Source organism: Streptomyces sp. CNX435 (genome assembly GCF_059570575.1).
In genome coordinates this window covers 272871-293177 of sequence record NZ_JCANTA010000004.1, presented here as the reverse complement: position 1 = coordinate 293177, position 20307 = coordinate 272871, and the positions used below count along the sequence as shown (strand labels likewise).

At 70.8% G+C, this 20307-nt stretch carries 14 protein-coding genes and 4 pseudogenes; 7 read left to right on the top strand and 11 right to left on the bottom strand.

What is annotated here, in order from left to right; translation table 11 throughout:
• Window positions 1-256 precede the first annotated feature (256 nt).
• The 3 genes from T328_RS10300 to T328_RS10290 all read left to right on the top strand — a co-directional run bounded on the left by T328_RS10300 (window position 257) and on the right by T328_RS10290 (window position 3637).
• A complete protein-coding gene (locus tag T328_RS10300) occupies window positions 257-841 on the top strand; it encodes a GNAT family N-acetyltransferase (RefSeq protein WP_496495629.1) in 585 nt (194 codons plus the stop codon).
• A gap of 73 nt (window positions 842-914) precedes the next feature.
• Window positions 915-2342 (top strand): amidase family protein, encoded by a 1428-nt coding sequence (locus tag T328_RS10295; protein ID WP_496495628.1) that lies wholly within the window; start codon window positions 915-917, stop codon window positions 2340-2342.
• A 341-nt stretch (window positions 2343-2683) separates the two neighbouring features.
• Window positions 2684-3637, top strand: coding sequence for a dienelactone hydrolase family protein (locus T328_RS10290; protein ID WP_496495627.1), 954 nt, complete (start codon window positions 2684-2686; stop codon window positions 3635-3637).
• 123 nt (window positions 3638-3760) lie between these two features.
• Here the strand turns inward: T328_RS10290 and T328_RS10285 are convergent, their stop codons facing one another.
• From T328_RS10285 to T328_RS10250, 8 genes and pseudogenes are all read right to left on the bottom strand, one after another.
• Window positions 3761-5161 carry a beta-xylosidase gene (locus T328_RS10285; protein WP_496495626.1) on the bottom strand — a complete coding sequence of 467 codons (1401 nt, stop codon included), beginning with the start codon at window positions 5159-5161 and terminating at the stop codon, window positions 3761-3763.
• A 149-nt stretch (window positions 5162-5310) separates the two neighbouring features.
• Window positions 5311-7437: pseudogene (locus tag T328_RS10280) on the bottom strand (ThuA domain-containing protein); the annotation flags it as partial.
• A gap of 124 nt (window positions 7438-7561) precedes the next feature.
• A pseudogene (locus tag T328_RS10275) lies at window positions 7562-8539 on the bottom strand (arabinofuranosidase catalytic domain-containing protein); the annotation flags it as partial.
• Between the two features lie 226 nt (window positions 8540-8765).
• Window positions 8766-10334: pseudogene (locus T328_RS10270) on the bottom strand (alpha-L-fucosidase); the annotation flags it as partial.
• Between the two features lie 321 nt (window positions 10335-10655).
• On the bottom strand, window positions 10656-11939 hold the full coding sequence (locus T328_RS10265; RefSeq protein WP_496495625.1) for an iron-containing alcohol dehydrogenase: 1284 nt from the start codon (window positions 11937-11939) through the stop codon (window positions 10656-10658).
• Window positions 11864-12769, bottom strand: coding sequence for an alpha/beta fold hydrolase (locus T328_RS10260; protein ID WP_496495624.1), 906 nt, complete (start codon window positions 12767-12769; stop codon window positions 11864-11866). The genes T328_RS10265 and T328_RS10260 overlap by 76 nt, the downstream gene beginning before the upstream one ends.
• A gap of 10 nt (window positions 12770-12779) precedes the next feature.
• The gene (locus tag T328_RS10255; RefSeq protein WP_496495623.1) at window positions 12780-13343 is read right to left on the bottom strand and encodes a DJ-1/PfpI family protein; all 564 of its coding nucleotides are present in this window, start codon (window positions 13341-13343) and stop codon (window positions 12780-12782) included.
• A gap of 158 nt (window positions 13344-13501) precedes the next feature.
• Window positions 13502-14446: pseudogene (locus tag T328_RS10250) on the bottom strand (CE1 family esterase); the annotation flags it as partial.
• A gap of 193 nt (window positions 14447-14639) precedes the next feature.
• On the opposite strand from T328_RS10250, the gene T328_RS10245 reads away from it, so the two are divergent.
• The 4 genes from T328_RS10245 (at window position 14640) to T328_RS10230 (ending at window position 17039) form a co-directional block, all read left to right on the top strand.
• Complete coding sequence (locus T328_RS10245) at window positions 14640-14876, top strand: helix-turn-helix transcriptional regulator (protein ID WP_496495622.1); 237 nt, start codon at window positions 14640-14642, stop codon at window positions 14874-14876.
• 67 nt (window positions 14877-14943) lie between these two features.
• Entirely contained in the window at window positions 14944-15129 is a 186-nt protein-coding gene (locus tag T328_RS10240) for a DUF397 domain-containing protein (RefSeq protein WP_496495621.1), read from the top strand.
• 666 nt (window positions 15130-15795) lie between these two features.
• Entirely contained in the window at window positions 15796-16347 is a 552-nt protein-coding gene (locus T328_RS10235; protein WP_496495620.1) for a sigma-70 family RNA polymerase sigma factor, read from the top strand.
• Complete coding sequence (locus T328_RS10230) at window positions 16344-17039, top strand: hypothetical protein (RefSeq protein WP_496495619.1); 696 nt, start codon at window positions 16344-16346, stop codon at window positions 17037-17039. The genes T328_RS10235 and T328_RS10230 overlap by 4 nt, the downstream gene beginning before the upstream one ends.
• Before the next feature lie 283 nt (window positions 17040-17322).
• On the opposite strand, the gene T328_RS10225 is transcribed toward T328_RS10230, so the two are convergent.
• The 3 genes from T328_RS10225 to T328_RS10215 all read right to left on the bottom strand — a co-directional run bounded on the left by T328_RS10225 (window position 17323) and on the right by T328_RS10215 (window position 20222).
• Window positions 17323-17982 carry a response regulator gene (locus tag T328_RS10225; RefSeq protein ID WP_496495618.1) on the bottom strand — a complete coding sequence of 220 codons (660 nt, stop codon included), beginning with the start codon at window positions 17980-17982 and terminating at the stop codon, window positions 17323-17325.
• A complete protein-coding gene (locus T328_RS10220; protein ID WP_496495617.1) occupies window positions 17979-19172 on the bottom strand; it encodes a sensor histidine kinase in 1194 nt (397 codons plus the stop codon). The genes T328_RS10225 and T328_RS10220 overlap by 4 nt, the downstream gene beginning before the upstream one ends.
• Window positions 19173-19265: 93 nt before the next feature.
• Window positions 19266-20222: an alpha/beta fold hydrolase gene (locus T328_RS10215; RefSeq protein ID WP_496495758.1), complete on the bottom strand. Its 957-nt coding sequence runs from the start codon at window positions 20220-20222 to the stop codon at window positions 19266-19268.
• Between the last annotated feature and the right edge of the window lie 85 nt (window positions 20223-20307).

Below are 20307 nucleotides of genomic sequence, written 5' to 3'. Positions count from 1 at the left end.
GACGACGGGCCCGTCCTGCGGATCGGCGCTGCCGAGGCGCGGACCGGGGGGCTGGGACAACGCCCTGGCAGGGTCGTTCTTCGCCACCCGCAAGCGCGAGCTAGGAGCGTGGGTCAGTACACAACTCCTGGAATGCCGTGCCTCGTGGTGGAGTGGGGCTGTCGGGCGCTGCTGTGGAAAAGGCGTGGCTGTCCGTCAGTCGTGATGCGACGATCAGTTCTGCATCTTGATCCAAATCCGCGTCCCGGAGGTCCGCATGGACGTCGCCTCACTGCTGCCGATGACCACGCCCCGGTTGTCGCTGCGTCTGTTCACTCCCGGCGACGCCGACGACCTGTACGCCTACCAGAGCCTGTCGAGCGTGGCGCGCTACTTGTATCGGCCGGCGCACACGCGGGAGCGCAGCGAGCAGGTTGCGGCCGAGCGCGCGGCGCACTCGGTTTGGTGCGCCGACGGGGACAAGCTGGCGCTTGCTGTGTGCCGACGCGATGAGCCCGGCCTCCTTGGCGAGGTGACGCTCACCCTGGCCGATGCCCGCGCCGCCCAGGCCGAGATCGGCTGGACTGTCGACCCACGTCACCAGGGGCACGGCTATGCGACTGAGGCGGCCGTGGTGCTGGCCGGGTTTGCCTTCGACAGGCTGGGCGTGCACCGGCTCTACGCACGGCTGGATGTGGAGAACACCGGGTCTGTGCGGGTCTGTGAGCGCCTCGGGATGCGTCGGGAGGCGCACCTGGTCGAGAACGACCTCGATGGGGATCGCTGGGGCAGCGAGTACATCTACGCGGCGCTGGCCGCGGACTTTGGCGGTCGATCAGGCAGTTGCGCCTCGCACTCCTAGACCCCGCTGTCCGCGTTCCGGCCGTGTGCTGGAAGGCTGGTCAAGTCAGCCGGTCGGGCGGGAGGCAGCGGGCGTGGGCACTGTACAGCCGCCGGATGAGCAGGCTGACATCGGTGAGCTGTTGTGGGCCGGCGCCGCCGCGCAGGCGCAGGCGTTGCGCGATGGCGCCGCTACGGCACCCGAGCTGCTCGAAGCGGTGCTGCGCCGCGCGGATGCGGTCAATCCGCGGTTGAACCTCTTCCGCGCCGTCTACGCCGACAGCGCGCGGGCCCAGGCGGCCGAGGCCCAGCGGCGGCTCGACGCCGGGGTGCGCACCCCGCTGCTCGGCGTGCCCGTCGCCGTCAAGGACGACACGGAGGTGGCCGGTGAGGTCGCCGCGCGGGGCGGGCGGGCGCAGCTTCCGCCGGCGGAGCGGGACGCGCCGGCCGTGGCCAGGATGCGTGGGGCCGGCGCCGTGATCGTCGGGCACACGCACACGCCGGACCGGTGCCTGTGGCCGTTCACCGAGACCCTCGCCCACGGTGCAACCCGCAATCCGTGGGGCCCCGACCACACCCCGGGCGGCTCGTCCGGCGGGTCGGCGGCGGCGGTCGCCGCCGGGATAGTCGGCCTCGCCACCGGCACCGACGGCGGCGGCTCGGTGCGCATACCGTCGAACTTCTGCGGCGTGTTCGGGCTCAAGACCACCCGCGGGCTGATCGACTTGGGCACCGACCCGGCCGGCAACGAGCACTGGCACGGCCTGTCGGTCCTCGGCCCGCTCGGGCGGCGAGTGGCCGACGCGGCCGTGATGCTCGACGCAGTCGTCGACGAGGACCACCACCCCGGCAGGCTCTACCGCGACTCCGCCGACGCCGACCCCGGCCGGCTGCGGATCGCGCTGGCCTGGAAGGCGCCCCTGGGCAAGCAGCCGCCGATCGAGCCGGTGCGCAGGCAGGCCGTGCTGGAGACGGCGGAACGCCTGCGCGCGTTCGGCCACGAGGTGACCGAGGCCGACCCGCCGCTCGGCATCCGGCCGAGCACCCAGTTCATGGCGCGCTACCTGCGCGGGGTCGCCGACGACGTCGGCGCCCTGCCCCACCCGGAATGGCTGGAGCCGCGCACCCGCCGGGTCGCCGCGTTCGGCCGACGCATCCCGGTCGGCGCGCTGGCCAGGGTACGGGCCGCCGAGTCCCGGCTGGACGCGGTGATGCGCGCGTTCTTCGGCGACTACGACGTGCTGCTCCAGCCGGGCTGGACCACCAGGCAGCCGCGGATCGGCCGCTACCACGGCGCGGGCGCGACGCACACCCTCGCCGCGCTGACCATGGGTATCGCGTACTACCCGACGTGGAACGTGCTCGGCTACCCGGCGGCGGCCGTTCCGGTGTCCCGGGACGAGCTGGGCCTGCCGGTCGGCGTGCAGCTGGTCGGGCCGGCGTACGCCGAGCACCGGCTGCTGTCGCTCGCCGGCCAGCTCGAGCGCGCGCACCCGTGGGCCGGCGATCGGCCGGAGATCTGAGGCGCTTGGTGCGGAGCATCTCCGCGCTCGGCGCGGAGCGGGCACGGCTCCTGCCGGAGCCGGCCGGAGCGGATTCGTCGTGTTCCAGGCATTGACGTGGACACGCTTCGAGCCTACTTTCCGTTCGGAAAGCCGATCGTCGTTCGATATTCCGTACGACCTGTGCCCTCCTCCGTGGCGTCCGGCAAGCCCACGTCCCGGAGCGCCATCCGCATGTACCTGAGTGAACAGTCCCGGTGTCCCGTGATCCGGCCCCCTATCGGCAACGACGCCGGTCGGCCTCGTGCGGCAGCCAGCCACGCGATGGCCCGGCCAGCACAGTGACAAGGAGGCACACGAGCATGCAACGCAATGTCACCAGGATCGCGGTGCCCGCGGGCTTCGCGACGAGCCGCCGGGCACGCCCCCGCGCGAGAAGCGGGTGGAGCCGGCTCGGCGCGTCCGCGCTCGCCGCCGTCCTCAGCCTGATCATGGCGGTGGTCGCGATGCAACCCGCGTCCGCCCAGCAGGACTCGTACGAGCGGGGCCCGGACCCCACGGTGGAGAGCGTCAGGGCCGAGCGCGGGACGTTCGCCACCGAGGAGATAGACGTCGAGCCCGGCCACGGCTTCAACGGCGGGAAGATCTACTACCCCACCGACACCAGCCTGGGCACGTGGGGCGCGGTCGCGGTCGTGCCCGGCTACACCGCAAGCTGGGACGCCGAAGGCGCCTGGATGGGGCACTGGATCGCCTCCTTCGGCTTCGTCGTCATCGGCATCGACACCAACACCCCCACCGACTGGGACAACGCCCGCGGCGAGCAACTGCTGGCCGCACTGGATTACCTCACCCAGCAGAGCCCGGTCAGCGACCGCGTCGATCCCGACCGGCTGGGCGTGATGGGCCACTCCATGGGCGGCGGCGGCGCCATCCACGCGGCCACGCAGCGGCCGGACCTCCAGGCCGCGGTTCCCTTCGCGCCCGCCTCGTTCTCGCAGGACCTGGCCAACCTCCAGGTCCCGACGATGATCATGGGCGCAGAGGACGACACCGTCATCACCCCCGGCGCTCTCGACGGGCTCTACGCCACCCTGCCGGCCGGCACCCCCGGTGCCTACGTCCAGCTCAGCAGCGGCGGTCACGGATTCCCCGTGTGGGGGAACGCGAACGTCACGCGCCTGACGATCCCGTGGCTGAAGGTCTGGATCGACAACGACACCCGCTACACCCAGTTCTTCTGCCCGGAGATGGCGGACACCGACGGCGTCGCCAGGTACCAGCACAAGTGCCCCTACGAGCCGTCGGCCCAGTAGACCCACGGGAGACCCACGGGGCTACCGCCCCGGCCGCCCGAGAAAGGGCCCTGACCAGGACGCACGTCCTGGTCAGGGCCCTGCTGCACCCGCCCGCGGGGAATGCGGGCCGAGTGCGGTACGTCAGGGTGACGACGCTTCCGGCGGGAGCAGCGTGACGGTGTAGGCGTCGTGATAGTCGGTCCACGGGACGGTGACCGTGGCCGCGTCGCCCTCGACCGTCAGCACCTCGTCGGACACGGCTTCCGGGCCGTTCACCACGCCGCCGTTCTTCCACGGCACGCGCTCGACGACGGCGCGCACGGTGCCGTCCTGGACCAGGCCGGTCACGGCGTCGAGGCCGGTGAGGTCGACGGACATGTTGCCGGTGGAGCCCTTGGTGCCCAGGAGGACGGAGGCGCGGTGCGCCTCGTCGTCGCCGGTCGCGTATCCGTCGAGATCGGCGCCCGGGGTGACGTCGGCGCGGGTGCCGGTCATCTGGGCGTAAGCGTGGTACAGCTGCCAGTCGCCCAATGGCTGATAGGCACCGCCGGCCTGGGTGACGAGTCCGGCCAAGTTGTCGTGGAGGCCGTTGCCCGAGCCCCAGTTGGCGCGCAGGCCGTCGACGTCGGCGTGCTCCAGGCGGGCGATGAACCACCCCGAGTTGCCCGGATTCTGCTGCTCGGGCCAGGCGTATTCGTTGACCTGAAACTCGTCTACGGTGATGCCGCGCGCGGCGATCATGTCCTGCAGGGCTGCCTTGCTGCCCACGGGGTCCTGGCCGTGCGGGCTGCCGCCGATCTCGTGCCAGCTGAGGATGTCGGGCACGGTGCCGGAAGCCGCAATGTGGTCGAGGTACGCGCTCCACCAGCCGTTGCCCTGAGCGGGCTCGTTCGCGCTGCTGGGGCCGACGATCACCGCGTTCGGGAGTTCCTCGCGGATCCTGGCGTAGGTGCGGTCCCACATTTCCAGGTATTGCTCCTGGGACCGGTTCCAGAATATCGAGAGGTCGGGCTCGTTCCAGATATCCCACTGCGGATTGATGTCGGCGGCCTGGATGTCCGAGATCAGGCGGTCGAGGAAGGCGTCGTAGTCCGACCAGTCGCCGTTGTCGCCGGGGAAGCGGGGGATGGCGCTGCCGTCGGCACCCCAGAGATCGTGGGGCAGCATCTGGAACGTGCCGCCGAGGTCGACGGTGCGCCGGTACTGGGCGAGCGTGGAGTTCCAGCGCCGCTCGTAGCCGTCGGAGACCCAGCCCCCGGGGGCGAGTTGGGCGCCGCCGGCCCGTTCGTAGCGGAAGTCGATGCCGGTGAAGAACTCGTCCGGCGGATTGGAGCCGTCCTCGGTGATGCCGTAGAGGATGCCGGAGGCGTGGTGCTGGGGAGCGCCCAGGTCGGCCGAGAAGTCGACGGTGACGGTGTCGTCGAGGGTCCGGGGCGGCGGCTGGGCGGCTCCGGGGCCGGTGGCGATCAGAACTGTGGCCGTCGCGGCGGCGAGGGCGGCGGCGAGACGGTGCAGGCTGCGCTTGCGGTGGGGGCGGCGCATGGTGGTTTTGCCTCCTTGTGTGGGGTGCCCGCAGGCCCTCCGGTGAACCGGAGGGCCTGCGGGAGTGCTGCGTGGCCCGGTGGTCCGGGAACGTCCCAGACTCAGGGCGTCTGGAATCCGACGGGTCAGCCGGTGGCTGCGGCGCCTACGTGGTCGATGCGGTAGAGGCCGGAGTCGTTGTTGCCGCCGTTGAAGGCGCTGCCCCACTCCAGGACGTAGAGCGAGCCGTCCGGGCCGAAGGTCATGTCCATCGGCTTGATGAACCTGGTGCCGGACATGAAGGCGTTGACGGACCCCAGCCCGCCGCCGTCGAAGCGCATCTCCTTGATGAAGCCGCGGTCCCACTCGTAGAAGAACGACGAGCCGTCGAATGCCTCCGGGAACTTGGTGGTGGAGGTGTTGTCGGCGTCGAAGCGGTAGACGGGTCCGGCCATCGGGGCGATGCCGCCCTGGCCGAGTTCGGGGAACTCCGCCGAGGCGCCGTAGCCGTACCACATGTCGGGCTGCTGGACAGGCGGCAGCTCGGTCAGCCCGGTGTTGTTGGGGGACTCGTTGACGGGATTGGCGCAGTCGAACTTCTGGCCGACCTGGCCGTTGTCGGGGTTGTACGGGGCGTAGGCCTCGTTGTTGCCGTGGCAGAAGGGCCAGCCGTAGTTGCCGGGCTCGGTGATGACGTTGAACTCGCCCAGGCCCGCGGGGCCGCGGTTGTCGGTCCCACCACGGCGGTCAGGTCCGTAGTCGGCCATGTGCACGTCGCCGGTGGCGGGGTCCACGGAGAAGCGGAACGGGTTGCGGAAGCCCATGGCGTAGATCTCGGGACGGGTGTCCGCCGTTCCCGCGGGGAAGAGGTTGCCGTCGGGGACGGTGTATCCGCCGCCGTCGGTGGGCTGGACACGCAGGATCTTGCCGCGCAGGTCGTTGGTGTTGCCGGCGGTGCGCGCGGAGTCCTGCATCTCGTGGCCCGGGCGCCAGTCCAGCGGGGCGTAGCCCTGCCAGGCCGGTTCGAGGTTGGGCGCCGTGTCGTCGCCCGTGCCGATGTACAGGCTGCCGTCCGGGCCGAAGTCGAGGCTGCCGCCGGTGTGTCCGGGCTCCGGGAACGTCCGGTCGCGGTAGGCGGGGACGTCGAGCACCTTCTGCTCGCTTGCCAGATCCAGAGTGTTTCCCTGAAGGGTGAAGGCGGACACTCTGTTGACGTCTTCCGCGCTGTCGGCGGGGGAGTAGTTGAGGTAGACCTTGTTGTTGGTGGCGAAGTCCGGGTCGAGGGCCAGCCCGATGAGCCCGTCCTCACCGCCGGTGTACACCTTGAGGTTTCCGGCGTTGGTGGTGGACTGGGTCGCCGGGTCGAAGATGCGCACCGCGCCGCCGCGCTGGATGTAGAACACGCGGCCGTCCGGTGCGACGTCCAGTTCCATGGGATCGAGGGTGTCGTCGTCGAGCGTCTTCTTCTCGAAGGTGCCCTGGTTGGGTGCCGCTTCCCCGCACTCGCCCGGCGCGGTGCCCGTCGCCCACTGCACGCCGCCCATCACGTGGTTGCGGAAGTGCTCCTCCGCGTAGGTGGCGGCGTCGTGACCCATGGCGGTGGCCCAGACCTTTCCGCCGGAGGCGACGCTGCACCAGGAGATGGGATGGTCGTCGCCCATCGCGAACTGGCCCGGGTCGTAGGTCGATTCGTCGACGGTGGCGAGCACGTGGACGTTCGGCCGCGGGTTGGGGGCGAAGTTGTACCACTCCTCGGTCTTCGTCCAGGATGCGGGGAGCTCCTGGGTCGAGGGGTGGTCCGGGTCCTCGACGTGGACGGTGCCGTTCTGGCCGCCGGCGGCGTGGCCGGGCATGTGGGCGCCGCCGTTGATGGTGTCGTCCCACCAGGGGAACTGGTCCTCGATGCCCGCGTCGAGGGTGTTGTGGATGGCCACCACGCCCCCGCCGCCGGTGATGTAGTCCTGCATGGCCTGGCGCTGTGCGTCGGTGTCCCAGACCATGCCGGAGTTCTGGAGCATGACGACGGCGTCGAACCCGGCGAGCTCGGCGTCGTCGAAGACGGCCGGGTCGTCGGTCTGGACGAGTTCGATGTCCTGCTCGGCCGCCTCCTCCTGGAACATCTGGATGCCGGCCGGTATGGAGTCGTGGACGTAGCCGACGGCCCTGGTGAACAGCAGGACCCGGGACTCGGCGGCCTGGGCCTGGGACGCGGTCGCCGTCAGGGCGCCGGCCGCCAGCAGCGGCGCCATGGCGAGCGCCACGAGGGCGCGTGGGCGTCTGCGGTGTTGTTTCTTCATGTGGGGGGTTCCTCTCGAATGGGATGCGGCTCCGGCGCTGCCGGCCGGAGAAGGGAAGGTGTCCTGGGCAAGCGGGCCGGGTCCGGGCGGCGGCGGGAACCGTCGCTGTCAGACCGGCGCTGTGTCACCCGCCGTTGGCCGATGATGCGTAGCCGGCGGCCGTGATGTTGGCCTGCACCGATTCCTCGGTCTCGTCCGACGGGTAGCCGGAGACCATGGCTCCTTCATAGAAGGTGCCCTCGCTGAGGTTGGCGCCGCCGCCGGGCTTGCAGCAGTCGCCGCCGCTGCCCAGGACGATGGCACCCTGCTTCTTCATGGGGCTGTATCCCGGGGGCAGCGACCCGTCCCACAGCGTGGTGAGGTTGCCGGACTGGGCGTCGGCGCCCTTGAGAGCGAACCGTGTCGTCCCGTTGTTCTTGAGCATCGCCGTGACGTACGGGTCGGTGAAGGCACGCTGCTGGGGGTTCCACTGCTGGCTCCCGCCGGGGTAGAGGCCCCATTCGAGGTCCGCCTGCACCCACGGGCCCGTTCCCTCGCACCCGCCGAACCAGCACTGCGTGCTGAAGTTGATCGCGTCCATGGTGCCGGCGCCGTCGGCCGTCCTCGTCGTCTCGCTGTTGCCGTAGTCGAAGCAGCAGCCGCCGTTGACGTGTGTGCCGCTGGTGACCATGTACATGCCCTCGGGATCGGCGCCGGTGGGAACGCCCGTCTCGTGGCCGTCACGCCAGTAGCTGTTCCCGGGCTTGATGTGGAGTGAGTAGACCTTGTCGCCGCCGACCGCCAGCGACTCGGTCATCGCGTCTGCGGGGCTGCTCTGGTCGGAGCCGGGAACCTGCTCCGATCCCTGGTACCAGAGGTCGTTGCCGTTGCCGGACTGGTCGTAGACGACGGTGACGACGCACGAGGTGCCGGCGCAGAACGCGTCCTGCGCCGTGCCGTCGGCGGGGCCGCCCGCCGTCAGCACGCCGATGTCGAGGGTCGTGTCGTCCGAGGCGCGCCGGATCTGGTAGAGGCTGCCGTCGTACGAGCCGTAGAGCGCGCGGGTCGTGCTGTGCGCGGCGATGCAGGGCGTGCCGCCTGACTCGTAGATGTCGCAGGTGCCTTCGGCCTGTGCCGAGACCTCGGCGGACGACGTCGACGCGGTGGCCAGTACGGCGGCCAGCAGCGCCATGAGGGACACCGCGATCGCGGCCGGGGAGCGCCGCCTGCGCGGGGTGCGTACCGGGAGATGAACCGATGGGGGCTGCACTGTCTGCTCCTTTGCGGGTGACAGGGTGGGGGATGCGGGTGTCGGGGACGGGAGTGCCGGTGCCGGGCAGTCCTCACCCGCGCAGGTCGGGGATCTCGCCGGAGAAGGTCAGCTTGATCACGTAGGCCAGGGCGTCGAACGGCGCGTCGGACGCGGGCATCGAGACGTGCAGGCCGGCACCGTCCTGGACGGTGTCGGGCAGGTCGATGTACGACCCGGCCGTGGAGTCGAGGAGCTGAGCGGCCGTCAGGGTGCTCAGGTCGATCCGGTCCGCGCTCAGCGTCGTCACGGTGAGCATGCCGCCCGGCCAGCCGAGCACCGTCGCGTACAGCACCGTGTTGTCCTTGCCGCGGGTGAACCGGATGTCCTCGCTGGTTCCCGCCACCGGCTCGGTGAAGGAACCGCCGCCCATCTCCGTCGGGCCCTCGCCGTAGTCCGTCCACGCCCGGGTGGCGTAGATGGACTCGCCGAAGCGCCCGAGGTAGTCCCCGAAGCCCCGCAGGAGCGCCTGCTGCTCCTCGGGGATGGTGCCGTCGGCCATCGGCGCGATGTTGAGCAGCATGTTGCCGTTCTTGCTGACCCGGTCGATCAGCGAGTGGAGCATGGCCGCCAGCGAGTAGTAGCCGATGCCCTCGGTGTAGCACCAGCTGGAGCTGGAGATGCTGTCGTCGGTCAGCCAGTAGGGGATCTGGATGTCGGCCGGACCGCCGCGTTCGTAGTCGAAGACCTCGCCCTTGTCGTTGAAGCCGTCCTTGTAGGTGACGACCACGTCCTTCTCCCAGGCGAGGGCCCGGTTGAAGTAGTACGCGAGGAACTCCAGCCGCTTGTCCTCGTTGACCTGCGGCAGGTTGAAGTCATGCCAGATGAGGTCGGGTTCGTACCCGTCGATGACCTCTGCGAGCTTGTCGTACCAGAGCTGGCTGCCCGCGTTCCGGTCGAGCTGGCCGTACAGCTTCTGGAGGCTGGGGTCGGACTGCGCCGGTACGTGCTCGTAGTAGCCGGTGAAGTGGTAGGCGTGGTGCAGGGACACCATGAACTTCAGGCCCTGCGCCCGGATGGCGTCGGCGTGCAGGCCCACCAGGTCGAGCCCAGGTCCGGTGGCGACCGAGTTCCACTCGTTCACCGCGCTGTCCCACATCGAGTAGCCGTCGTGGTGCTCGGCCACCGGCCCGGCGAACCTGGCGCCGGCGTCGGCGAACAGCTGCGCCCACTCCTCGGGGTCGAAGGCGCCGCCCTGGGAGGCGAGTTTCGGGGCGAACTGCACGTGGTTGCCGGCGAGGTCCTGGGCGCCGTTGATGAAGTTGTGGTACGGCCACGCGGACGGGTCCCCGTAGGTGGCGCCGTGATGGGCGTTCTCGGCGGAGCCGCCGGCGTACATGTTGCGGGGGTACCACTCGTTGCCGAACGCGGGGACGCTGTAGACCCCCCAGTGGAAGTAGATGCCGAACTTGGCGTCCTGGAACCACTCGGGAGCCGGTGGGTGCTGGTCGACCGACGGCCAGTCCGGGGTGTACTCCTGCAGGCGGCCGGCGGCCCGTGCGGTGCCGACCCTCAGCAGCAGGCCGCCGGCCGCGGCGGCGCCGGCCGTGGCGAGCAGTCCGCGGCGGCTTAATGAGAACGGCGATGATGGCGATTGTGACGAGGGCATGACACTGACCTCTCGTGGGGGGTCCGTATCGCATGTCCGGCGCCGGTGGTGGGGCCGTCGGATCCACCCCGGGTATTCCGCGTGGCGCGTTGCCGTGAACGCCAACGAGGTTGGGGGAGCCCCTGACGGTGCGGGCGATGCGATGCCTGGGTGGTGCGGCTCGCCGCCTGAGCGGCAATGTTCGATATTTCGACCATTGGTCGACTTGCTGAATGTGATACGTATGATGACCGTGGTTCACGGGAGCGTCAATAGCTTCCGCACCACCCTGGTCTTGAGCGAATGGCCCTGCTCGGCATCTTGAGCGCGCGGTCCGCGACCTCACACGCGTGCCTCGCTGAGCCGGTTCGGCTCGCCGTGCCAGGCCGCCATCAGGATCTGTTCGAGCGCGTCCACGTCGAGCCGCACGGGGTTGTTGTCGATGAGTCTCCTGATGCCGATCGAAGCCTCGGCAAGTCCGCGGACCTCACCGGCCTCGACCCCGATCTCGGCCAGCGACGCGGGCAGCCCGACCCGCAGCCCCAGCTCGTGGACCGCTGCCACGGGGTCGGTGCACTCCATCACCCCGGCCAGAGCGGCCATCTCGGCGAGGCGCGCCGGCCGGTTGAACTCCATGACGTAGGGGAGCAGGAGACCGGTCCCGAGCCCGTGCGACGTGTGGGTCGCCGCCCCGACCGCGAACTGGAGGGCGTGCGCGGCGGTGACGCCGGCGTTGCCGAAGGCGATGCCGGCGAGCAGGCTGCCGTAGAGCATCGCCGACCGGGCGTCCAGGTCGTCCCCGTCGTCGACGACGCGGGCCAGGTTCGCGGAGATGCCGCCGGCCGCGGTCAGTGCGAGGGTGTCGGAGAGCAGGTTCTTGCCGACCTGCGGCCGGGCGAGCACCGAGGACGGGGCCGGGGGCTGGCGGATCGCCATGTAGGACTCCACGGCGTGGGCCAGCGCGTCCATCCCCGAGTGAGCGGTCACCGTCCGCGGTGCGCCCACGGTCAGCAGCGGGTCGCAGAGCGCGTGCCGCGGGATGAGGTGCCGACTGGCGATGCCGACCTTCATCTGCGTCGTCGCGTCGGTGATCACCGAGACCGGCGTGACCTCCGAGCCCGTCCCGGCCGTGGTGGGCACCGCGATCAGCGGCAGCACGGGACCCGGCACCGACTCCACGGGGTAGTAGGTGCTCAGCGGGCCTGGATGGCTCGCCAACAGCGCGGTGACCTTCGCGAGGTCGATGGTGCTCCCGCCCCCGACGGCGACGACCACGTCCGGCCGGTACTCCGCGGCGTACTCGACCGCTTCGGTGATGGTGCTCTGCGGCACGTCCACGACGGCCTCGGAGAAGACGTGTACGTCGACACCCGCCTCGTGCAGCGAGGTGCGCACCGAGGCGAACCCGGGCGACCCGGCGATGTTCGGATCGGTGACGACCAGCGCGCGGTCGCCGTACCCGGCGGCGAGAGGACCCGTCGCCGAGGCCATCCCGGCGCCGAAGATCACCTGGGCGGGTGTGCGCAGGATCGCGAAGTCGTCGATGCCGTCTATGACTCCTCCAGGAAGGTCGTCAGGAGCCGGTGCAGCTCCGTCGGTCGTTCGGCCGGTGAGGCGTGCCCGCACGCCCCGAACAGGTGCGCCCGCACATCGGTCAGCAGGTGCAGAAGGCGCAGGGTGCTGGACTCCAGGGGCACGACGCGATCCTCCACGCCGTGCACCAGGAGCGTGGGCGCCCGGATCTGCGCCAGCTCGCCGGCGGTCAGCGCGAGGTCACGCACCCATCGCTCGCGCGGCGGCGGGAACATGGCGGCGAACGCCTCGCGCGGACCCGGTTCGAGCGTGGCGGCCAGCCGCGCCTCGACGGCCTCGTCGGTGCGGAACGCCTCGTCGACGTGCAGCAGCTCAAGGAGCCCGCGGGCCGCCGCGCGCCCGGGCCGGTACGCCCAGAGCTGGTCCAGACCCGGCGGCAGCGGCATGTCGAGCCCGAGGGTGCCGATCCCCACCAGCCGGGTGACCGTCCGCGGCCGGGCATGCGCCACCGACAGTGCGATGGCGCCGCCCATGGAGTTGCCGACGACGGCGCAGCGGTCCAGCGCCAGCTCGTCCAGGAGCTGAAGGACCTGCGCCGTCCACGCGCGGCGGCCGTAGGGGTGCTCCCCGTCGGACCCGTCGGACCCGTCGTCGGACGCCGAACCTGGGAGCGGCCTGCTCCGGCCGAAGCCGGCGAAGTCGGGCGCGATGACGCGGAAGCGGGGCGCCATCGCGGCCATGAGCGGCTCCCAGGCGGCGCCCGTGGTGCCCGGGCCGGAGCCGTGCAGCAGGACGACCTGCGGGCCGGAACCCGCCTCGCGCACATAGGTCTCCCACCCGGCGGCCCGGACCGTCCGTCCCTCGATGCCGGGGCGCGTCGTCCTCGCCACGTCCGGGCGCGCGCCACCCACGGGAAAGCTCACGCGACGGCGGTCAGGCCGCGGCGCTGGAGCGTTCGAGGACCGACACGAACGCCCGCGACCACTCCGGCAGATCCGGCCAGCCCCGGCAGGAGACCATGTTCCCGTCGACGACGTCGGGCTCGTCGACGACCGTCGCGCCGGCGATCTCCATGTCAACGGCCAACGGTCCGAACGCGGCCGTCTTGCGACCCTTCAGCAGGCCGTAGGCCGCCGGCACCTGCGGTCCGTGGCACACCGTGCCCACGGGCAGGTTCTGGGCGAAGAAGTACTCCGTGATGCGACGGACATGGGCGTCGACGCGTATGTACTCAGGAGCGCGACCACCGGGGATGACCAAGCCCGCGTACTCCGCCGGATCGACCTCCGAGAAGGCCAGGTCGACGGGGAGCTTGCGCCCGTTCTTCTCCGTGTAGGCGTCCGACTCGGGCTCGAAGTCGTGGATCACCAGCTGCACGTCCCGGCGCGTCAGCGCCGCGATGTCCACCTGGTAGCCCGCCTCGCGCATGCGGAAGATCGGGTACATCGCGTCCAGCTCCTCGGCCGCGTCGCCGACGAGCACAAGCACTTTCCTCATTGTTCCTCCGGATCTCGGCAGTCCTGATCGCGCGCACGTCAGGAATTGCGTTGGGTGGTCAGAGGGCTGGCGTGGCAGGTGTGGGGCCAGACCGGGCGGGTGCCTGGCCCCAACGCCTGTGTCAGCTCTGCCTGCCCGCCCAGGATCTAATGGCCGGTGGGCGTGGGGGGCGTGGACGAGTCGAACTGGGTGAAGAACTTCCACACCTCTCCCGATGTCCAGGTCTGCCAGCCGCCGCCGGTGGACCCGTCTATGGGACCCGGGTCGTGACCTCCGTCGAACGCGGCCCACACGACGGGATACCCGGTGTCGCACCCTGAGTAGGCGGTGACGACGTGCGTCAGGCTGCCCTGCCCCGGCTCGGGCGGGTTCTGCTGGTCGCAGCCGTTGTTCCTGACGAACGTGTCACGCAGCGACCGTCCCGAAGAGATGGGCAGCACGTTGTCCCTGAGGCCGTGGAGCCCCATGTACGCGACGGGCTGCGTACCGCCGTCGCAGCCGCTGAGGTTCGCGCCGGAGTAGACCGCCACCGCGCGGAAGACCGCCGGTCGGCTACAGGCGAGGGCGTACGACATCGCGCCGCCGTAGCTGAAACCGGTGGAGAAGACCTGCGCGGTGTCGACACACAGGTCTGCCTCGATCTCCCCGAGTATGTCGTCGACGAGGGTCACGTCCTGACCGCCGGAATTGGCCCAGCCGTTGTTGAGGCCCTGGGGCGCCACGAAGATCGTGCCGTTGTCCGCGCTGTCCGCCAGGCGCCTGAGCCCGTAGTAGGACCAGTTGTACCCATCGGATCCGCCCGAGTCGACGTCGTTGGCGGTGCCGCCCAGCCAGTGCATTCCGAAGATCAACCGGTAGGGGCGGCTGTTGTCGTAGTCGGCGGGGATCCTGAGGATGTAGCTACGGTTCTGGCCGCTGCTGGAGATGGTGTGCGTACCGCTGGTCAGCGTCGGAGCCTGGCCGCATCCGGCGGTCGGGTCGGCGGCGCCGGCACGTGTGGGCGTCGTGCCCGCGTCGGCGCTGCTGCTCAGCGCCGAGCCGGGAGCGGCCATGACGAGAAGTGCCGCAGCCACAAGCGGCACCAAGAGGGATCTGTATCTCATCTCTTTCTCCCTTTCCTCGTGTGACCGGGCCATGGACCAGTCATGGGGGGTTCCTCCCGGTGCCGACGGGGTCGGCCGGGAGAGCGGGTCCTTGCAGACGTCATACGTTTGGGAGCGCTCCCGACGGTAGCGCTCCTTCTCCGGGCTGTAAACGGATGCGCCGGCCGGCTCAGTTGACGCTGCTCGCCGTTCCGTGCGGTTCCGGGCCGCCGCGGGCGTACCGCCGCACGCCTACCTGACGCGGTGGCGCATGCTGCTCGCCCGGCGCGCGCTGACGCAGGACGACGTGCCCGTCGGGACCCTCGCCGCGCGACTGGGCTACGGGTCCGAAAGCTCGTTTTCCCACGCCTTCAAACGCGAGGTGGGCGAGTCCCCCCCCCGCTATCGCACGCGCGGGGGCGGCGCGCCGCCGGAGGCCGGCGCCGCCTGAGGGTCTGCACGCCGCGGCGACGGTGTCGCCCGGTTGCTTCAACTGCCGGCTCAGACGCCGTAGAACGTTGTCGTGGCGCAAGTCCAGCTACAGCGGGGCCAGCAACGGGAGCTGCATCGAGGTGGCCGACGGCCACCCCGCCGTCCCCGTACGCGACTCCAAGGACCCCCACGGCCCGGACCTCGTCTTCACCGGCGACGCCTGGCGGTCCTTCGTAGCGGCGGTCAAGGCAGACGAGTTCCCCAACGCCTGACCCACTCACCGACTCACCAACTCACCGACACGGCCCCGGAACCCATGGCGCCACGCCACCGGCCGGGGCCGACCCATGACACCCCGCCACTGGACCGGCTCCGCGCGGTGCCTGAAAGGCCGCTTGCCGTGATCTCGTGAACCCCCTATCAGCGTCAGAGTCCGCCGCTGGCGGTCGTACGCCGCCACCTGGACCGCCTGCGGCGGACGGGGAGTGATGTGGCGGGTCTATAAGGGGCAAAGGGTGAGTAATCAGGCCCACATGTGCGCCCCGTCAGGCGGCGTCCGACGACCTGGCGCGCTGAGCTATTCGGTGCCTCCCATTCTCGGTCGAGGAATGCGCAATAGCGTGCGAATTGTGGTCAGGTTTGGTCCCCCGCCGGGGGTTGAGAGTGCAGTGCTCAGCCCACAGGTTGCACTGTGAGACACGTCACGATGCGGGATTGGTGTAGACCGCGGTTGCGCCGGATTGTGGAACGTGCAGTTCATGGAGTGTTACTGCTGGTTATCGATCGTGCGTGACGCGGAATGCGTGATCATCGGGCGAAAATGATGCGCTGCGCATGCGTGTTCGCTCACTTGGTCCGGTTGGCTGGGGTGCAGCAGTTCACCGGGTGACACAGGGTGTCACCCGATTCTCGGTATCGGCCCGTTCGAAGAAGGACTCATGACCGAAGAAGCTCCAGCAGAGGACAACGGCAGCCCGGTGACGCACGCCATGCTGTACGTCCCGCCGGTGTGCGAGGCGCTGTACCTGGCCAACGCGGACGCCTATTACACCTACGCCCAGCACTGGCTCGACGACGACACCGCGGCGGAGGCCGTCCACCTGACGTTCCACCAGATCCGCAACCGCTGGGAAGAGCTGGGCCGGCACGGCGACCTGCGTCAGCAGGCGTGGGCGATCCTCCGCCGGGTGGTCGCCTCGTACGTGGAGGAGTCGGAGGTCCGGCGTGAGATAGCGCGCGTGCTGGACGAGTACCAGGGGCTCCTGGCGCAGCAGATCGAGGGTGTCGGGCTCTACGAGGCGATCGCCAAGCTCTCGCCGCGGCAGTTCGACGTGGTAGTCCTGCGCTACCTGTGCGCGTTCCCCACCGAGCGGATCGCCTGGTACCTGGGGGTCACGGCCAGCACCGTCGACTATCACTGCCGCCGGGCCACGAAGCGCCTGGAGCGGGAGCTGGCGCAGTTGCTGAAGAAGGAGGGGGGCGCCAAGTGAACAGTCGGAGCACGACGGTGGAGCACATCCTGGCGGGGGCCGGGGAGATGATGCTGGCAGGCCGACGGCGGTTCGACGTGGCAGCCGGCCTCAGGCGGCTGCAAGAGGGACCGGCCGGGTATACGGGCCCCGGTACGGACGCCTCCCCCGTGGTGCAGGCGCGAGACGAGCTGTCGATCCTGGTGCGCTGGACCGTCAACCAGGCCGGCGCGACCGGCTTCGTCGGCAGGCTGGCCAGGCTGCTCAGCGTCCACGGGCCGCAGTGCCACGAAGTGTGGCTGGAGGAGTCCGACATAGACGGGGCGATCTACGGCATGCAGGTCTTCGCCTGCATGCTGTACCAGGCCGATCACCGGGACAGCGCCCAGTTCTGGTGGCAGCTGGCCGCCGGCGCCGGCAGCCCCGCCGCCGCCTACTGCCTGCACCTGCACCATCTCGGCCTGGGTGAGCCCGCCGAGGCCGGCCATTGGCGCACCCAGTTGCAGAAGGACGGCGGACCCGACGATGAGTTCATATCCGGCATGAGCAAGTTCGCCGACTACGTCGACCGCAACTGCGAACCCGGCTGGGAGCCCCGCATGCACCGCGAAATACAGCGCCTGGCCTCCCGCGAAGACGTCCGCGACGACCTGGTCTGCCGCCCGGAAAGCGAGATCGCCGACCGCATCCAACGCTATTGCGAGCAGCACTGACGAGTACCACGAAAACTTCCCCCAGGAGAAGTCACTGCCATGCGTTCGAGGAACAAGCAGACCCGTTTGCACCGCGACCCCGCACGCCGGCGGAGCTGCCGGTGCCCGAGGCGAAGTAGTGAGATCAGCAGGCATCTGGTGCCCGGTCTGTATTACGGCCTCGGCACCGGGCTGGCGGGCCTGCTCTTCTGGTGGATTCAGCAGATGATGTAGCCCGTACGGCACGTTGGCGGCGCCGAGCCTGAAGAATCGGTGCTCGGTGCCGTCGGCGAGACTCGCGCGGTCAGGTCACCAGGCCCTGGCGGTAGGCGTAGACCACGGCCTGCACGCGGTCCCGTAGGTCGAGTTTGGTGAGGATGCGGGAGACGAAGGTCTTGACCGTCTCGTGGCTGAGCTGGAGTTCCGCCGCGATCTCGCTGTTGGACAGGCCGCCCGCGATGAGACGGAGGACCTCCAGTTCGCGGGGCGTCAGCGGGATGTCGCGCGGGGTGCCGTCGACGGGGCGGATGCGGGCGGCGTAGCGGCCGACGAGCCGGCGGGTCACCTCGGGGTCCAGCAGCGCCGCGCCCCTGGCCACGGTGCGTATGCCGTGCAGCAGTTGGGCCGGCGGCGCGTCCTTGAGCAGGAAGCCGGCGGCGCCGGCGCGCAGCGCCTCGTACACGTACCTGTCCAGGTTGAACGTCGTCAGCACGAGCACCTTCGCGGGGTGCGGCACCCGGGCGCCGGCCAGCCGGCGGGTCGCCTCGATGCCGTCGAGCACCGGCATGCGTACGTCCATCAGCACCACGTCCGGCCGCAGCCGGCCGGCGAGGTCGACCGCCGCCTGGCCGTCGCCGCACTCGCCCGCCACCTCCAGGTCGGGCTGGGCATCGATGATCGTCACCAGGCCGGTGCGGACGAGGACTTGGTCGTCGCAGATCAGCACGCGGATCGGCGCGGTCATGGGGCGCTGCCCGCAGCCGGGATGCGGGCCCGTACGACGAAGCCCCCGCCCGTCCGGCGGTCCGCGCTGAACTCGCCGCCGAGGACGTCGACCCGCTCGCGCAGGCCCGCCAGTCCCCGGCCGCTGCCGCCGGGGGAACCGCCGAGGGAGCCGCCGGGGGAGAGCGTCGGCGCGGTGGTTCCGGCCGTGCTCACCTCCACGGTGATCTCGCCCGCGCCGTGGTGCACCTCGACCGAGGTGCGGCTGCCGCGCGCGTGCTTCAGCGCGTTCGTCAGCGCCTCCTGGACGACCCGGTACGCCACCAGGTCGGCGCTGCCCGTCGACTCCGGCGGCGTGCCCTTCTCCGTGAACTCCACCGGCTGCCCCGCCAGCCGCGTCTGCTCCACGAGCGTCAGCAGCCTGCCGACCGACGGATCCGTCGACGAGGTGCCGGTCTCGCTGCCGTAGTCCGGGTTGAGCAGGTCGAGCAGGTGCCGCAGGTCCGTGATGGCGCGGCGGCCGGTGTCGGTGACGGCGGTCAGGGTCGTGTCGAGGCGGTCGGGCGCGGCGGTCAGGTAGCGCGCCGCCTCGGCCTGCACGACCATCGCCGTCACGTGGTGGGTCACGACGTCGTGCAACTCGCGGGCGATACGGGTGCGTTCGGCGGTACGGGTGTCCTCGGCGACCCGGCGCCGGTGCTCGGCCTCCGCCGCCCGGGTGGAGCGCAGCCACGACCCCATGCCCCACACCAGGGCCATCGCCAGGTAGTACATGACGAACTCACTCGGCCCCTCGGTCCCGCCCACCCCGACGAGCGCGACCGCCAGCGCCACGTACGCGGCGGAGAACAGCAGCGCGAGGGTGCGGCGGTGGCGCTCCAGATGGGCGCCGGCGCTCATCAGGGCGATGGCCTGGGCGGTGCCGCCGAGCGAGTGGTAGCCGCGGAGCTGGTCGACGGCGAAGCCGGCCGTCACCAGGACGAGGCAGACCAGCGGCCAGCGGCGGCGGATCGCGAGGGGCAGGCACTGGAACGCGACCGCGACGACGGCGAGGGCGTCGAACTCGCGGCCGGGAAGGCCGCCGAGCTGGGTGCCGTGGGTGTGGGACGCCGGGAGGAGGGCGGCGACGAGGATGAGCAGCCCGAGCGGGAGGTCCCGGACCGTGACGTCGAACCGGCGCCACAGCTCCGGAAGTTGCCGAAGACTCGTCACCGGGGGAGTGTAGCCGCGGCGCCGGCGGGTGCCGCGGGCTCGCCGTACGGGCACGGGCACGACCTGCTCCGCCTCTCGCCGCCGTACCGTCGCCTACCCCGCCGCCTGCGCGCCGTCCGCCGCCTGCGACGTCACCCGCCGGATCGCGCGCACGGCGACCTCCGGCTCGTCGGCGTAGATGTAGTGCTCGCTGTTCTCCGCGGTGCTCAGCCTGCTGCGCTCGGACAGCGCCAGCCACTTGCGCTGCCCGCCGAGCCAGGCGCGCTCCAGCCCCGGCCCGTACTCCGGCACCTGGGCGAGGTACTCCTTCCCGTGCCGGATCACCTCGACCGGGATGTCGCCCGCGGAACGTACCTCTCCGTCCGTGACCGTCAGCTTCTCCGGGCCCTGGCCGCCGAGGACGGCGAGGGTCTGCTCGCGCAGCTCGACCGCCGGGCCGGTGGCCGAGTCCGGGATCTCCTCGGTGAGGTCGGCGTTCTGGGTCGGCGAGGTGGCGTCCATCAGGACCAGCCCCTTGACCCGGTCCCGGTGGTCGGGCGCGTACCGCGCGGAGATCAGCCCGCCCAGGGAGTGCCCGGCCAGGACGACGGGCCGGTCGCCGGCGACTCGGTCGAGCACCCCGGTCAGCACCTCCCCGGTGCTCTCCAAGGTCTGCGGCCCGTCGGGCTGGTCGCTCGCGCCCTGGCCCAGCCGGTCGTACGAGCAGACGCGGTCCTTCGCGCTCAGCGTCTTCTGGATGCCGGCCAGCTTCGTCAGGTCGTCACCGCCCCCGGAGAGCAGCACGACCACCGGCCGGCCGGACGCGGGCGTGCCGGAGCACGATACGTTCACGGACCGGCCGCCGACGTCGATCTTCTCGGTGCCGGTGAGCAGGTCGTCGTCGGCGTTGCCTTCCCCGGCGGCGGCGGCCGTCGCGTCGTCGGACGCCTTCGAGTCCGCGGAGTCCGAGTCCTCCGAGCAGCCGACGAGCCCGGCGCCGGCCGCGGCGCAGCACAGCCAGACCAGTGCCGTCGCCGTGCCGTTGCCGCGGATGCCACGGACGCTGCGGATGCCGCGGACGCTGGGGGTACTGCGGGTGCTGCCGAACACGATGTCCTCCGGGAAACGGGAATCAAGGCTGCGCAGAACGCTAGGG